This window comes from Oscillospiraceae bacterium, assembly GCA_015068645.1.
Taxonomy (GTDB): Bacteria; Bacillota; Clostridia; order UMGS1840; family UMGS1840; genus SIG452.
Window position 1 is genome coordinate 57,469 of the sequence record SVKD01000003.1, and the last position, 15,981, is coordinate 73,449.

At 40.6% G+C, this 15,981-nt stretch carries 13 protein-coding genes and 4 tRNA genes; 9 read left to right on the forward strand and 8 right to left on the reverse strand.

The window, feature by feature from the left end:
* Nucleotides 1-99: 99 nt before the first annotated feature.
* From E7413_01895 to E7413_01925, 7 genes are all read right to left on the reverse strand, one after another.
* Nucleotides 100-3,213, reverse strand: a complete 3,114-nt coding sequence (locus tag E7413_01895; GenBank protein MBE7018622.1) for an isoleucine--tRNA ligase — start codon at nucleotides 3,211-3,213, stop codon at nucleotides 100-102.
* A 692-nt stretch (nucleotides 3,214-3,905) separates the two neighbouring features.
* Nucleotides 3,906-4,874, reverse strand: a complete 969-nt coding sequence (locus tag E7413_01900) for a hypothetical protein (GenBank protein ID MBE7018623.1) — start codon at nucleotides 4,872-4,874, stop codon at nucleotides 3,906-3,908.
* 64 nt (nucleotides 4,875-4,938) lie between these two features.
* The gene (gene nagA, locus E7413_01905) at nucleotides 4,939-5,997 is read right to left on the reverse strand and encodes an N-acetylglucosamine-6-phosphate deacetylase (GenBank protein ID MBE7018624.1); all 1,059 of its coding nucleotides are present in this window, start codon (nucleotides 5,995-5,997) and stop codon (nucleotides 4,939-4,941) included.
* Nucleotides 5,994-6,716 (reverse strand): glucosamine-6-phosphate deaminase, encoded by a 723-nt coding sequence (gene nagB, locus E7413_01910; protein MBE7018625.1) that lies wholly within the window; start codon nucleotides 6,714-6,716, stop codon nucleotides 5,994-5,996. The genes nagA and nagB overlap by 4 nt, the downstream gene beginning before the upstream one ends.
* An 18-nt stretch (nucleotides 6,717-6,734) precedes the next feature.
* Nucleotides 6,735-8,066 carry an ROK family protein gene (locus E7413_01915; protein MBE7018626.1) on the reverse strand — a complete coding sequence of 444 codons (1,332 nt, stop codon included), beginning with the start codon at nucleotides 8,064-8,066 and terminating at the stop codon, nucleotides 6,735-6,737.
* A complete protein-coding gene (locus E7413_01920; GenBank protein ID MBE7018627.1) occupies nucleotides 8,059-9,138 on the reverse strand; it encodes an aminoglycoside phosphotransferase family protein in 1,080 nt (359 codons plus the stop codon). Before E7413_01920 ends, E7413_01915 begins: the two co-directional genes overlap by 8 nt.
* A 261-nt stretch (nucleotides 9,139-9,399) precedes the next feature.
* Nucleotides 9,400-9,753: an AbrB/MazE/SpoVT family DNA-binding domain-containing protein gene (locus tag E7413_01925; GenBank protein ID MBE7018628.1), complete on the reverse strand. Its 354-nt coding sequence runs from the start codon at nucleotides 9,751-9,753 to the stop codon at nucleotides 9,400-9,402.
* A 462-nt stretch (nucleotides 9,754-10,215) separates the two neighbouring features.
* On the opposite strand from E7413_01925, the gene E7413_01930 reads away from it, so the two are divergent.
* From E7413_01930 to E7413_01945, 4 genes are all read left to right on the forward strand, one after another.
* Nucleotides 10,216-10,292 (forward strand) — tRNA-Asp (locus E7413_01930).
* 43 nt (nucleotides 10,293-10,335) lie between these two features.
* Nucleotides 10,336-10,411: transfer RNA gene (locus tag E7413_01935), tRNA-Phe, on the forward strand.
* Nucleotides 10,412-10,436: 25 nt separating this feature from the next.
* Nucleotides 10,437-10,511 (forward strand) — tRNA-Gly (locus E7413_01940).
* 58 nt (nucleotides 10,512-10,569) lie between these two features.
* Nucleotides 10,570-10,643 (forward strand) — tRNA-Cys (locus E7413_01945).
* Between the two features lie 202 nt (nucleotides 10,644-10,845).
* Here E7413_01945 and E7413_01950 read toward each other — a convergent pair.
* Nucleotides 10,846-11,046 (reverse strand): helix-turn-helix transcriptional regulator, encoded by a 201-nt coding sequence (locus E7413_01950; GenBank protein ID MBE7018629.1) that lies wholly within the window; start codon nucleotides 11,044-11,046, stop codon nucleotides 10,846-10,848.
* Between the two features lie 466 nt (nucleotides 11,047-11,512).
* Here E7413_01950 and E7413_01955 point away from each other — a divergent pair, with 466 nt between their 5' ends.
* The 5 genes from E7413_01955 (at nucleotide 11,513) to E7413_01975 (ending at nucleotide 15,884) form a co-directional block, all read left to right on the forward strand.
* Nucleotides 11,513-11,893: a hypothetical protein gene (locus tag E7413_01955; protein ID MBE7018630.1), complete on the forward strand. Its 381-nt coding sequence runs from the start codon at nucleotides 11,513-11,515 to the stop codon at nucleotides 11,891-11,893.
* Nucleotides 11,894-12,066: 173 nt separating this feature from the next.
* A complete protein-coding gene (locus E7413_01960; GenBank protein MBE7018631.1) occupies nucleotides 12,067-12,978 on the forward strand; it encodes a hypothetical protein in 912 nt (303 codons plus the stop codon).
* A 24-nt stretch (nucleotides 12,979-13,002) separates the two neighbouring features.
* Entirely contained in the window at nucleotides 13,003-13,803 is an 801-nt protein-coding gene (locus E7413_01965) for a histidinol-phosphatase HisJ family protein (protein MBE7018632.1), read from the forward strand.
* Nucleotides 13,804-13,816: 13 nt separating this feature from the next.
* Nucleotides 13,817-15,076, forward strand: coding sequence for a M20 family metallopeptidase (locus E7413_01970; GenBank protein ID MBE7018633.1), 1,260 nt, complete (start codon nucleotides 13,817-13,819; stop codon nucleotides 15,074-15,076).
* A gap of 13 nt (nucleotides 15,077-15,089) precedes the next feature.
* Nucleotides 15,090-15,884: a hypothetical protein gene (locus E7413_01975; GenBank protein ID MBE7018634.1), complete on the forward strand. Its 795-nt coding sequence runs from the start codon at nucleotides 15,090-15,092 to the stop codon at nucleotides 15,882-15,884.
* The last annotated feature ends 97 nt before the right edge of the window (nucleotides 15,885-15,981 follow it).

Below are 15,981 nucleotides of genomic sequence, written 5' to 3' on the forward strand. Positions count from 1 at the left end.
GCCAAAGACAGAGTTTTTTGGTATCAAAAACTCTGTCTTCGCTCTTTACTAATATATTATTGCATAATAGAAAAAATGCTTAGCAATTTTTGTCATCCGTTAGCATTTTTTTACGGCAAAATCCACTTCTTCGCCGTTCACATTCCAATGTTTTCCTTCGCCCACTAAAGCACCGTAAGAAATTTCTTCTGCCAACACATCTTCTTTGATGGCATCTTCATTTTTCTTCATAATGTCTGCCACTTTGTCGTTACCACAAACGCTAACGATAATATGGTCAGTCACTTCAAAGCCGGAATCTTTTCTCATGGTCTGAATTTTGGAAACCACTTCTCTTACAAAACCTTCTTCTAACAGTTCTTCAGTTAAGTTGGTATCCAGAACAACAGTAATGCCGTAATCGGAGTTGGATTCGTAACCGGGTACCTGTGCAGATTCAATGAGTAAGTCTTCTTTTGTCAGAGCCTCTTCGTTTCCGCCTAAAGTGATGGTTAAAGTACCCTTGGTTTCTAATTCATCCATCGCAGCGATACCGTCTAATTCAGCCAGAATATTTCTCAGTTCACCAAGTTGTTTACCAAAACGGGGACCTAAGGTCTTCAGCTGCGGTTTGAAAGAGTAGGAAGTGAAATCTTTCACGCTGTCGGTAAACATCACTTCTTTCACGTTCAGCTCTTCTGCAATGATTTCTTTAAAGAAGTCGGGCAATTCGTTGTCTGCCTTCACAAACATTTTGCCGATGGGCTGACGGTTTTTGATGTTGGCAGAGTTTCTTGCAGCACGGCCTAACACAACAATATCAACCACTTCGTTCATTTTTGCTTCTAAATCTTTATCAATCCAAGCGGTGTTTGCCACAGGGAAATCACAAAGATGAACGCTTTCGGGTGAAGTTTTATCAATGGAGCAAACCAAGTTTCTGTAAATATCTTCTGCCATAAAGGGAATCATGGGAGCAGATAATTTTGCCAAGGTAACCAATGCAGTGTATAAAGTCATATAGGCATTGATTTTATCCTGAGTCATATCTTTACCCCAGTAACGTTCACGGCATCTTCTGACATACCAGTTACTGAGTTCGTCCACAAAATCGTCTAAAACACGGGAGGTTTCGGTGATTTTGTAGTCGGAAAGATAGGTATCCACAGTTTCGGTCAAAGAGTTTAATTTGGATAATAACCATTTATCCATGACGGATAATTTATCATATTCCAAAGAATATTTGGTGGCATCAAAGCCGTCAATGTTTGCATAGAGCACAAAGAATGCATAGGTGTTCCAGAGAGTACCCATAAACTTTCTCTGACCTTCCGTTACCGCACCTTTATGGAATTTGTTGGGTAACCAGGGAGCAGAGTTGGAATAGAAATACCAACGAATTGCATCCGCACCGTGTTCTGCCAATGCATCAAAGGGATCCACGGCGTTGCCCTTGGATTTGGACATTTTCTGGCCGTTTTCATCCTGCACGTGACCTAACACAATAACATTCTTATAAGGCGCTTTATCAAAGATTAAAGTAGAAATCGCCAAGAGCGAATAAAACCAACCACGGGTCTGGTCCACTGCTTCACTGATGAAGTCTGCAGGGAAGTTTTCTTCGAAAATTTCTTTGTTTTCAAAGGGATAATGCCACTGTGCAAAGGGCATTGCACCCGAGTCAAACCAACAGTCAATTACTTCTTTCACACGGTTCATCTGTTTGCCACATTCGGGACATTTGATGGTTACCGCATCAATGAAAGGACGATGCAGTTCAATTTCATCGGGGCAATTATCAGACATACTCTTTAATTCCTGGATGCTTCCGATTGCGTGACGATGACCGCATTCACACTGCCAGATATTCAACGGAGTACCCCAGTAACGGTCACGGCTTACGCCCCAGTCCTGCACGTTGTTGAGCCAGTCGCCAAAACGACCTTTCCCGATAGATTCGGGAATCCAGTTTACAGTGTTGTTGTTTTTGATAAGATTTTCTTTTACCTCGGTCATTTTAATGAACCAGGAGTCTCTTGCATAGTAAATTAAGGGAGTATCACATCTCCAGCAGAACGGATAGGAGTGTTCAAAAGGCAGTGCTTTAAAGAGCAGACCTCTTTTGTCTAAGTCAATAAACACTTCTTTATCTGCATCTTTACAGAACATTCCCGCCCAGGGAGTTTCTGCAGTCATTTCACCCTTCTGGTCAACCAACTGCACAAAGGGTAAATCGTAGTTTCTGCCCACTTTGGCGTCATCTTCCCCGAATGCCGGTGCAATATGAACAATACCGGTACCGTCGGTTAAGGTAACATAGTGGTCACAAACGATATAGTAAGCTTTTTTGTCGGGTTTTGCAAAATCAAAAAGGGGTTCGTATTCTTTGTATTCCAGATCTTTACCGATATAGGTTTCCAAAACAGTATATTCGGTTTCGATTACACTGGGTACCAATGCTTCCGCTAAGATGTATTTCACACCATCAGTTTCGATTTTTACATAGGTTTCGTCGGGGTTTACACAAAGTGCCACGTTGGAGGGTAAGGTCCAGGGAGTGGTGGTCCAAGCTAAAATGAACTCGTTTTCTGCACCTTTCACTTTGAATTTTGCGATAGCGGATTTTTCTTTCACGTCTTTATACCCTTGCGCTACTTCGTGGCTGGATAAGGGGGTTCCGCAACGGGGGCAATAGGGCACAATTTTAAAGCCTTTATATAAAAGACCTTTGTCCCAGATTTGTTTTAATGCCCACCATTCAGATTCGATAAAATCGTTGGTGTAGGTAACGTAGGGGTTGTCCATATCTGCCCAGAAGCCAACGGTTCCGGAAAAGTCTTCCCACATTCCTTTATATTTCCAAACGCTTTCTTTACATTCTTTAATAAAGGGTTCTAAGCCGTATTCTTCAATCTGTTCTTTGCCGTCTAAGCCCAGTTTCTTTTCCACTTCCAGCTCAACGGGTAACCCATGGGTATCCCAACCTGCTTTACGAAGCACGTGGTAGCCTTTCATGGTTTTATAACGGGGAATCATATCTTTGATAACACGGGTTAATACGTGCCCGATATGAGGCTTACCGTTTGCGGTCGGAGGACCGTCATAAAAGGTAAAGGTTTCCCCTTCTTTACGAGATTCGATACTTTTTTCAAAGATGTTATTTTCTTTCCAAAAAGCTTCGGTTTTCTTTTCTCTTTCCACAAAATTTAAATTTGCAGACACTTTTTCGTACATTTCGTACTCCTCCTATATATCACTCTATTTTCAACAAAGAAACAAAAAAGCTTCGTCCGATAACAGGACAAAGCTTTCTAAAAAACTTGTAACCACCTATTATCCGTGCACCATCATACACGCTTCCTGTTACGGGGAATACCGTCATTACTTAATATTTTTTAGTAAAAGCACCAACCGACAAACAGCAATTTGCCTGAAATAGCGATACCAAAAAAATTCGGTAATGCAACTCCAAAGGGATTTTCCTGCCAAACTACTCACTGTCGGCTCACACCGTACCCGACTCGCTCCAAGCTTTTGTATAGGCAGTACTGTCTTTATCATCGTCTTTTTATTTTGTTTTATGTTTTTATAGTTTTACTTATATAGTATAATACATAATTTCCGATTTGTCAAATTTTTTTGGAATTTTTTTAACATACCCTAAAAAAAGATACCTCTCCAACAACAGCGAGGTATCTTTTTACTCAATACTGGACTATTTTATTTGCCCACACAAACTGCAGATATTGGTCCCGGCAAGATTGTTTCGACCACTGCCACTCACTCAGTTCACTGTATCTGGCACCGGCAGCGTTCACTTCGCCCCCCTCAAGAGGAAGGAAAAAAGAACGAAAAAACACTCCGTGAAAATTCACGGAGTGTTTTTGTAAAATAATCCTATCAATTCCCTTGCGTTATATCCGCTGCTATTGCGGAGTTTGGGTTGCTTCCTCTGCAGGAATTTCCGCTTCCGAAGAAACAGCGGGTACTTCTTCCGGATTATCCACAACCTCGGGATTTTCAGTGGTTTCAGCGGTTGCCTGTTCTTCCGGCACTTCCTCGATGGTTACAGTTTCTTCAACAACCGATTCACCTTCTACTGCTTCCTGTGCAGCTGCCGGCTCTACAACTGCTGCAGTCGTTTCAAAGCCGGTGGCATCATCAGACAAGTTCAAAATGTTCCAATAATACTCAGCACCTGCCATAGAATAAATTTTAATCACAGTGCACAGCTGACCTTCTTCATTAAAATATGCGGTGGTTTCATCAATATTCGCAGTATCTTTGGATTTCTGCAGGCAGGTATTAAAGGTGTCGATATAAGTAGCATCGATAGAGCTTGCATCAGTAGCCGCCATATTTTCATAAAACTGCGTTTCCACCGCAAGCTGGATTTTGGTCTCATATTCAGAGAATGTTAAATCTGCTTTGGAAAGAACCTCTGCGTTGGTCATCAAAGTTCCGTCAGTTAAGTCCACATTATACGCATAATAATCAGTCCAAGAGATGTCCATACTGGTAGATTCAATCAACAAGGACAAAACATCATCGTGAACAGTCCATTTGTAAAAGATGCCGTCTCCTTCCACCAACGGGTAATCCGGGGTAATTGTTGCCACAACGCCATCGTACAAAGTTTCCCAGATTTTGGCGTTGATTTCTTTACAGTCATCAGTGTCGCAGTTAATCTGAGGAATGGAATACACCCCTGCTCCGATGGTTTGACTGTGAGCATCGGTAACCAGATTATCATAATCAATTTCCAGCTTCACAGTTTCTTCTTTGGGCAAGGTTTTCGGAATTTCGGCTTCCTTCTCCGAATTACAAGCTGCCAATACGGTCAGCAAGCAGAGTGCTAACAGTGCAGCAAAAAGTTTTTTCATTGTTTTCATCATAGAAATCTCCTTAATACAGCAATATCCTCCCGCCAATCGGGAGGATATTACTTTATTATAAATTTTACTGATACAGATTTCCTGCAATATAGGTGCCGCCGATGGTTCTGTCGTCGTTTAATACAACAAAGTCAGCATCAAAACCTTCTTTCAACTGACCTTTGTTTACACCAATCATAGTAGCAGGAGTTTCGGTTGCCATTTTCACAGCATCCTCGAAGGGAATACCGAATTCAACAGCCTTGTTTACACAAGCCCACAGGTTGGTGGTACTACCTGCGATAGCACCTTCCATAGTTCTTGCAACACCGTTTTTCACTTCGATGGGCTGTCCGCCGAATTCGTATTCGCCGTCAGACATACCGGTAGCACGCATAGAGTCGCTGATCAAAACCAGTCTGTCAGTACCAAAAATTTTATACATTGCTAAAATCACTGCTTTATGGATGTGTAATCCGTCACAGATAATCTGTGCATAGATACCGGTTTCCATCCCTGCACCGAGTAAACCCGGGTTTCTGTGATGTAAGGGAGGCATTGCATTAAAGGAATGAGTCAGACAGTTTGCACCGTTTTTGATTGCTTCCATTGCAATGTCATAAGTGGTGTCGGTATGACCTAAGGATACCACGCACAGGTCTTTTGCTTCTTTGATAAATTCCATACTGCCTTCCACTTCGGGAGCGATGGTTACCATCTTCACATTGGGCAGTTTTTTGAATTCTTCAATATCGGGGCACTTGATGAATTTTTCGTTCTGAGCGCCTTTGTATTTTACGTTGATGTAAGGACCTTCCATATGGAAGCCAAGAATCTGGGCACCTTTGCAATCGGTAGCAGAGTTCATGGTTTTTGCAATATCTTCCATGGCAACAGTCATAGTGGTGGGTAACCAGGAAGTGATACCGTTTTTCGCTAAATAATCGCACATTTCGGCAAATTCAGCATCCATAGTATCACCGCCTACACAGCCGTGAGTATGTACGTCAACCAGACCGGGGATTACGGTTTTACCACCTAAATCGGTGCCTTCCCCGTCCAGTTTACCAAATTTTGTAAATTTCCCGTCAACTACTTCAAAATCGCAGAGCTGACCGTTAATTTTCGCATTTTTAAAAATCATTCGCCATATGCCTCCTTATCGCAGATGAGTACCACATCCGGATGGAGCTTTAATAAGGTTGCAGGCACGTTGGTAGTGATTTTATCGTCTAATAATGCACGAACTACGGTGTTTTTGTTTGCACCGCTTGCGAGTAACACGATTTTTTTCGCTCTCATAATGCTTGCCATACCCATAGTGATTGCTTTGGTGGGCACTTCGTCGATAGAGTTAAAGAAACGGGAATTTGCCTGGATGGTATTCTCAGTTAAGTCGGTTAAGTGAGTACCGGAGATTAAGTTTTCATCGGGTTCGTTGAAACCGATATGACCATTCTGACCGATCCCTAATAACTGAATATCCACGCCGCCTGCTTTTTCAATCATCGCGTCGTAGTTTGCACCTTCTTCTTCAGGGTTTTCGGATAAACCGTTGGGAACGAAGGTTCTTGCCTTATCAATGTTTACGAAATTGAACAGATTTTCGTTCATAAAATAACGGTAGCTCTGGTCGTTTTCGGGAGATAAGGGATAGTATTCGTCTAAGTTAAAGGAGGTGATATCGGAAAAGTCGATTTCGCCTGCTTTGTTCATTTCAATTAAGTTTTTGTACAGACCAATGGGGGTGGAACCGGTTGCCAAGCCTAAAACGGAATTGGGTTTTAAAATCATCTGGCTGGCAAACAGTTTTGCGCCTTCTTTGGATAACTGTTCGTAGTTGTCACAAACAATAACTCTCATAGTGATAGACTCCTTTTCTTATTTGGACAGTTCGGGTAAGCTTGCAGCCGCAATGGACTGACCAACTCTTCTTTCATATTCGTCGGGAATATACAAGTTTACTTTGTTTACCAATTCGGGGAATTCCTGACTTAATACTTCTTTTGCTTTTTCGATGATAATGTCGCCACCTTTACCGGAAGTAACACGACCTAAAATCTGCAGGTAGTTGATATCATAGAATTCGCTGTAGTATGCGATTGCATAACCGAAGTAAGTACCGATAGTTTCAAAAATCTGAACAGCTCCTTCATGACCTTCTGCCAAGTGTTTCTGAACCACTTTTAATTTTTCAGCTAAAGATAAATCTTCTGGCAGTTCAATACCTGCTTTGGGAGCCAATTTAATAACCGCATCCTGAGAGAAGTATTTACATCCGCAACCAAAGTCACCGGACCATTCATCAACCATAGCGTCAGTATTGTAGTCAACGGGAGCGAATGCCAGTTCGTTTAACCAACCGGTGATGTTACCGTTGGGATCAACATAACCAACCGCTTCGGAGGTACCCATTGCAACACCTAAGATAGAATTTTTGTTTAAGTGCATTGCACCTGCTAATGCAGCAACGTCACCGTCGTTTGCAACTGCAACCGGGATATCGCCTGCGATGTTTTTATAAATATCTTTGATTCTTGCGTTGAATTTGTCTCTCGGCACTTTGATAAACAAAGAAGCAACCATTGCACGGTTTGCAATGTAAACACCTGCAGAGGAAACACCGATTGCATCAACTCTGGGCATTTTGGATGCTGCTAAGTCGATTGCTTTCTGAATGTTTTCATAGTGATATTGGGGATCATCGTTTAATTTGGGCAACCAAACGATTTCTTCGGAGAAGATAACTTCACCGTCTACCACTGCAGAAACTTTCATATCACTTCCGCCTGCATCAAAACCGATACGGCATCCGTCTAAATGACGGCCGATGGAAACGGGATTGCCTTTTTCTTCGGGCATATTTTCGGTGTAGATTACTTCGAAAGGATTTTCGTAAACGCCACTCATAAAGTCAACGTCGAATTTACGTAACCCAGTTAAAGTATACGCATCTTTAATATATTCATATACATCTTTATCGCCATTTAAGTAAATTTTGAAGCCACCAACTGCCCACAGTAACATTTTGATTAAACGTTCTACGTAGAAGTTGTTTGCATCTTTGTCTTCCCCAATTTTGGTGTCATAACGGTAAATCAGACCATTTTCTCTTTCCACGGCAATCTGCAAAGGACGAGTTGCAGTTTCTAAGAATTTTCTGTTGTACACAATTGCGGGAATAAATTCCTGGTCTAAAATAGGTTTAATCATATTTCTTCACAATCTCCTTCATTAATTCTTCTTTTTCTTCCATATCTTTCACTAATTTGAACTGAGTACGGCAACGGTCCAGATTGTGTTCGGGACGTTTTACTTTGAAATAAGTATCACCGTTTAAGTAATCGGCTAAGAAACGGATACCACATTCATAAGTCATCAGCTTTGCTGCGAAAGGCATCAATTCTTTTTCACGGGGAGTCATTACGTCTTTTAACTCTTCCATGTAGCCTTTGGTGAACATTTCAAACAGGTTCAGGTCACAATATACTTTGGATAAATCTTTTTCGTCTTCATCCGCAGGATTGGTACCGAATCTTAAAGAATCACCATAATCATACAGTAAGGAACCGGGCATAACGGTATCTAAATCAATTACGCAAATGCCAAGGCCTGTTTCATCATCAATCATAATGTTATTGTATTTGGTATCATTATGAGTCACACGAAGGGGAACGGTTCCGTCTTTGATAGCAGCCACAATCACAGAAGCATCTTTTTCTCTTGCCAGCGCAAATTCCACTTCTTCCTGCACATCTTTTAATCTGCCCGCCTTATCTTTTTTGATAGCATCCTTAAGCTGCTGAAAACGAACAGTGGTATCGTGGAAAGAAGGTATGGTTTCATGCAGTTTTTCAGCAGGAAAATCTGCCAGACGCTGCTGGAACTTTGCAAATGCTTTTGCAGCATTATAAAAATGAATAGGTTCTTCTACGATTTCATAGGTCTGAGCACCTTCGATGAACTCATACATTCTGAAATAATCGCCCTTGGGAGTTACATAATAGGGGTCCCCTGCATGAGTGAGCACCAGATTCAGCGTTTCTCTTTTAGGATCTCCGCCTTCTTCAATAATTTTCTTTTTCAGATGACCTGTAACACGAACGATATTTTCCATAACATCCTGAGGACGTTTGAATACGTTGTGATTGATTCTCTGCAGAATGTATCTGGGTTCGCATGAATTGGATAAATAAGTATCATTGATATGACCTTTTCCGTAGGGGGTTGCACCATCGACAACATTAAATTTTCCGATGATTTCCTTAAGATTGTAGCTTGCCATAACATAAGCCCTGCTTTCAAAATGAAATTTTTGGAATTCTTTTTCCTTTTCTATTATAGAATGGGTAAATTCCATTATTTTTATCTTAGCACATTCTACTCGCAATTTATTTGCACATTTGGACAGTTTATTTGTATTTTAAGTCAAATTTTACCAAAAAAGGAAGGCTTTTTGTACCAAAGCGACTTCCGAACAATACATTTTGACATACAAAAAGCTGTAACCACCTTGGATTACAGCTTTTTCCTTCTCACAGTAAACTTATGCTTTTCTTAAGATTTCTTCCACACATTCCCGACAGATTTTTTTGTCCCGAATCTGCACAAGCCCTTCGCTTTTTCCGCAAATCACACAGCTTCTTTCATATTTTTTCAAAAGGATACTGTTCTCCTCTGTAAAAATCTCCACATAATCGTCACACTCTGCCAGACCAAACTGTTTGCGGATTGCCTTGGGAAGCACAATTCGTCCCACATTATCGGTGTGATAACGGGACTGAATATCACCGTCGGAAATGGCATATTTTTTAATTACTATAAATTCCCCTTTGGTAAAAATCTCCACAGGAGTGTGTTCGGCAATTGCGTATTCACTGCGGATGGCTTTGGGCACCATAATTCTGCCCAGCTTATCTATGCGACGGGTTAATCCTGTTGCAATCATATTCTTGCTCCTTTTTTCCATTCTTACATTCTTTTCACTTTTTCTATATTATAACGTATAAAACAAAAAATGTCAATTATATTTTACAAAATTTTACAAAATTGTAGATTTTTTCTTATTATGAATACAACAAGGTTCCGAGGTACCCGACCGCAATCTTTGATTGCGTTATCGGGTCGGGTTCTTATTTTTGGTAACTTTTGGGGAAAAATGACGATTCAATTTTAAAAAATAACACAATTTGAAAAATATTTTTTGCTCGAAAACCCTTTGTTTTCAAGGGATTAAAACCATTCTGTTCAAAAAAATTAAAAAAATTTAAAAAAATTTGAAAAAAAGTATTGACTTTTGAAAAGAAGTGTTGTATAATTATCCTCGCTTGATAAGCGAAGCGGTTTATCAGAAAGAAATTATGGCCTGGTAGTTCAGCTGGTTAGAACGCTAGCCTGTCACGCTAGAGGTCGAGGGTTCGATCCCCTTCCAGGTCGCCACTTTTCTTTAAATCCCTTGGAGATTGAGCCGTGACTAACATTTGCCTCTGTAGCTCAGTCGGTAGAGCAAGGGACTGAAAATCCCTGTGTCGGCGGTTCGATTCCACCCGGAGGCACCAACAGCTTTTTAAGAAAATATAATATGCGGGAGTGGCTCAGTGGTAGAGCGTCACCTTGCCAAGGTGAACGTCGCGAGTTCGAATCTCGTCTTCCGCTCCATTTGATAAAAGGCACAATGCATATTGTGCCTTTTATCAACTAAAAAACAATTTCATATGGCGCCATAGCCAAGTGGTAAGGCATCGGTCTGCAACACCTTGATCCCCAGTTCGAATCTGGGTGGCGCCTCCAAAAATCGACAAGATTCGTTAGAGTCTTGTCGATTTTACTTATTACCTATTCACTTTTCACTATTACCTAAAAAACCTTGTCGATTTTTGGAAAGTAATAAGTAATAGTGAATAAGGAATAAGTATCGGCTTTGCTTTCGCAAAGCTTGTTTTTATATGTGCAATAAAAAAAGCACTTGCTTATACGAAATAAGCAAGTGCTTTTACTTTTCAAATATTATAATATCTTCAATTTTACAATCTAATGCAACGCAAATTTTATCTAATATGAAACTATCGTATCTGGTAACTTTGTTTTTATAATAATTATCGATAATATGATACCGAATTCCTGTCCGTTTCGCCAATTCATATCTGGAAATATTTCGGCTATCCAACACAGATTCCAACGTAAGCTTCACCATAGTATCACCTCTTAGGTATATTCTAATAAATATATACCCTATCGACAATTCCCATATATAGATATATACTTATATAGAAATATTTAAACATAGAAAAGGAATTGTGCCATGGCTGAGTTTTGTTTGGATTGCTTAAATCGGATGAATCAAACTAATGACAGTGAGAAAATGTACGTCATATCAAAACATTTAGAATTGTGTGAAGGTTGCGGAAAACTAAAACAAGTAGTGATTATGAAACGGCAAAACATTTTCCTACGGATATTGACATATTTTATTTTAATACTCCGGCTAAGCTTTCGAGCGATATGTTTATTATTAAAATTGTTATTATCTCCTATTTTTCTGATTTATAAAAAATAGCATCTAAAGACTAAAAAAGCACTTGACATAATTCCGAATCAGAATTACAATATAAGAAAATTCTATTTTGGAATTTTTACTTTATGAATAAGGAGAATATGCAATGTCTGATTTTTTATTGCTAAATGATGAAAAAATCATCTTACAACATCAGTGCACCATCAAAATTCAAGGAGAATTAATGCTAACCAACAAACGTGTCATATTTCGCAAAGACGGTTTCGGAAAATCATTTTTGAATACCGGGGGAGCAGCATTATTGGCAGCCGGAGGGTTCGTCCTAGGCAAAGATTTTTCTTTGCCCCTGGAAAATATTCAGGCAGTCGGAAAAAAAGGAAACGTGGCATTTCAAATTCTGACAACCGAAAACCAAACAATTGAGGGAACATTCGTGACATCAAATATCTTTAAAATGGGAACTTTAAAAAATGTATGTACTGAGTTTGTTACCTACCTCAACACAGTAATTTCCACAAAACAATAAATCAAACAGTAACCTATCACCTGATAAATAACCACTCACTATGGTATGGTTTTCCTTATAAAAAAACACTTCTTCGGAAGTGTTTTTTGATTCTCATTCATATTGACATTCCCATCTTCCTTTGTTATAATAAAAATAGAATAATTTTTGACACAAAAAAGGAGATTTCTTCCGTGAATCCGCAAAATTTCAATGTCAACAACCAAAATCAACAATTCCAAATCAATCAAAAGAGGCAAAAACAAAAAACGGTACTGGTGGTTTCATTATCAACCTCTTTGTGTATTCTTTGCATTTTGGCAACCATCCTTGTGATGAAATTTCTTGACCGTCCGGATGCAAATCAGCAAAACCAAACACCTGTGCAAACAAGCCAAACTATTCCATCCGAAGAAATCGCCCTAACCACCCCTGTGGATACAACCGAAACCGAGGAACCAATTAAGCAGACTCCCGTCCCCGAAACAACCTCCCAGCATCTTTCCGAGCAAAGCATCATCACCGCTGCAAGAAACAATCTTTTGGTACCAAACAAATCGGAAATTACCTATACATTGGGAGAAACCGTATATAACGAAGCCCGTGAAACTTATTATAGACCGGTCAACTTCTATGAAAACGGCGTGTTTGTGGCAGGTGCGAATGTTGATACGAAAACAGGCGAACTGCTTAGCAATATCACAACTTACACAGTTCCCGAAACAAAAACTGAGAATCCCGCATCAAATGATGTGATACAAACCATACGGGGAGACTATTATTACACACAAGCCAATTTAGACAGCTATAAAAAAAACATCGTCAACGGCAATACCGTCTATTATGATTCCAATGCTCAGCCGGTAAGAATTGATATTCCTGCTAATGCATACAATTCTTATACCAAACAGTATTATCTTGAAAACGGAAAGGTTTATTTTGCCTTTATTTTTGACGGTACTTTTGAAAACAGAATGTACTTCCAGGATGATTGTCTCATCCGCTGGGTTGACGAATCCGGCGCAACCCATGATAATCAGCGTTACAATCCCGATTATATCAATTGGGAAAAAACCGTGTTAAACGACATCGATAATTTATTTTAAAAAAGATAAGGGAGAGAATATTTGATGCTCACCAATTTTCATACCCACACCACACTGTGTGACGGCAAAAGCGCCCCCGAAGAAGTGGTGTTATCCGCTTTGGAAAAAGGGTTTTCATCCATCGGTTTTTCAGGTCATGCACCTACCGATTTTGACAACAGTTATTGTTTAAAAAATGTAGATGAATATATTGCCACCATCAAAGCGTTACAAGAAAAATACAAAAAAGATATCGAAATCTATGTTGGTATTGAAGAAGATGCTTACCAAAAGATTGACCGTACCCCCTTTGACTATTTGCTGGGTTCTTCCCACTATTTAAAAGTAAATGGTGTATACCATCAGTTGGATTGCGGTGCAGACAAACTACAGAAGTGTTTAGATGCTTTCGGCGGTGACCCGCTGGCTTTGGCTGAGGCATATTATCAACAGTTCACAGCCTATATTCAAGAACGAAAGCCCGATATTGTGGGACATTTCGATTTAATCACCAAATATGAAGAAGCCAAAACCAATTGGTTTCTCTCCAATCCCGATTACCATAAAATGGCAGAAAAATATATGAATATTGCTGCAGAAAATGACGTGATTTTTGAATTAAACACAGGAGGAATCGCAAGAGGAATCCGCACCACACCCTACCCTTTTGAAAATCTGTTACACATTTTAAAGAAAAAAGATGCCAAAATCATCTTAAATTCCGACAGCCACCATAAAGACACCATCGACTGCTGGTTTTCGGAGGCAAAAAAATACTTAAAGGATATTGGCTTCCAATATCTTTACACATTATATCACAACCAATTTCAAAAAGTATCTTTGTAGGAGGACCAAAGAAATGGAACTAAAAACCATCTGCGACCTGATTGACAAACATCAGGACGAGTTATACAAAATGCTTTCGGACATGATAAAAATCAATTCTGAAAACTACGGCAACGGCGGTAACGAAGAAGAATGTGCCCGTCTGGTACATAAGCTGTGTCAGGATGCCGGCTTTGAAAGTGACCTGTACTCCCCCATGTCTTTGGAGGGCTTTGAAAATCATCCAGACTATCTGCCGGGTAAGAACTTAGAAAACCGTTACAATGTGACCGCAGTGATGCGTGGCGAAGAAGACGTAAACGAAGTGATGCTGATGGCACACACCGACACGGTGATGTTTGGCGATTTAGCAAACTGGGAACGTCATCCTCTATCCGGTGACATTAAAAACGGCAACATCTACGGCAGAGGTGCCACCGATGACAAATACGGTATTGCCCTTTCCATTTTCTTAATGAAACTGTTAAAGGATGCCGGCTTTAAACCCAAGAAAAACCTGTTGTTCTCCGCCTATGTGGATGAAGAACTGGGTGGTTCTCACGGTGCAATGGCAGCAGTGATGAAATACCCCACCAACCGCATCGTGAATATTGACGGTGGCTACGAAATGTTAGTTCCCAGTGCAACCGGTGGCGGTGTTGTGACCTACCGTTTTCACACCAAAGGCACCGTGGACAGCGCAGAACCCACCGCAATGGGCTTCCCCATTGTGATAGAAGAAATGAAAAAATTCTTCCGGGCTCGCAGAGACGAACTGCAAGAAAACCCCTACTATAAAGATACCTTTGTTCCCGAAACTTCCCTGCGCTACAATGAAATCCGTGCCGGAAACAACGATATGGACAAGGATATCGGCGTGTTGCAATTCACTTTCTATACCGATAAAACCAAGGAAGAAATTTATAAAGAATTTGCCCGGTTAGAACAATCCATTTCCGAAAAACTGGCTCCTTTGGGACTGATTGGCGACGGATTTACTCCCGATTCCCGTTTCTTCCACTATGGTGTTTGTCCTCCCGATTCCGAGGACGTGAAACTGATGGTGGAAGCCGCAAACGATGTGGGAATGGATATGCAGGTTTGTGCAGGTGCCTTGTCTGATATGTCGGTACTGTTAAAATACGGTAGCGAAAAAGCCACCTTTACCATTGGCGCGTCCAGACTGTTCCACGAGGTAGGCGGTGCCCATCAGCCCAACGAATATATTGAATGTGACAAACTGCTGAGATTAACCAAAGCGGTGGCAGCATATATTTTAAAAGTATTAGGATAGGAGTTTTTCAGTTATGAAAGCCAATGAAATTATGGAAACCCTCTTTACGCTGGCGTTAAAAGACAGGGAATTCAATCCCAACGGAGATTGCTGTAAAGAAGGCGACCCCGAAAAAGAAATCAAAAAATTAGCAGTCACCACTTTCCCCTCCACCGACACCATTAAAGCGGCGGCTGAGTGGGGTGCAGATATGCTGTTGGTCCACGAACCCTTATACTACGACCATTTAGATGCCTACAGCACCAAAAAACTGCAGACCGAAAAACGAGAGCTTATCGAAAACAGCGGTATGACCATCTGCCGTTTTCACGACCACGCTCATTTTTGTCCCGAAGATTTAATTGCGGTAGGGATGGTTCGTCAGATGGGATTTGATGCCGATGTGGAATATATCACTCCCGGTAACAATACCAAACTCACCTTAAAAACCCCTATGACTGCCGTGGAAGTGGCAAAACATCTGGAAAAAACATTAAACATCCGCCACATCCGTATCTGCGGTGCCAGAGATATTCCAGCCACTACCATCACAGGAATGTTCGGTGCTCCCGACGGAGTTTTGGATTTGCTTCAGGCAGATGACACCCAGATTATCATTGTGGGTGAAACCTGCGAATGGATGATGGCAGAGTATGCCAGAGATGCAGGCCTTATGGGTCATAATAAAACCCTGCTCATTTTAGGTCACGCAGGCAGCGAAGAAGCAGGCATGGTATATATTTCCGATTTAATTGCCGAAATGATGCCTGAACTTCAGGTAAAATATATCCCGTGCGGTGAAGTTTATACCTACACTGACAGCGAATAATTGGAAAAACCAACGGAAATAAACTCAAAATACCGAAAATTAGTTAGCAATCTGTATTTTTTCCTGATTTTCCCTTGACGAATGAAAAAAACAAGTG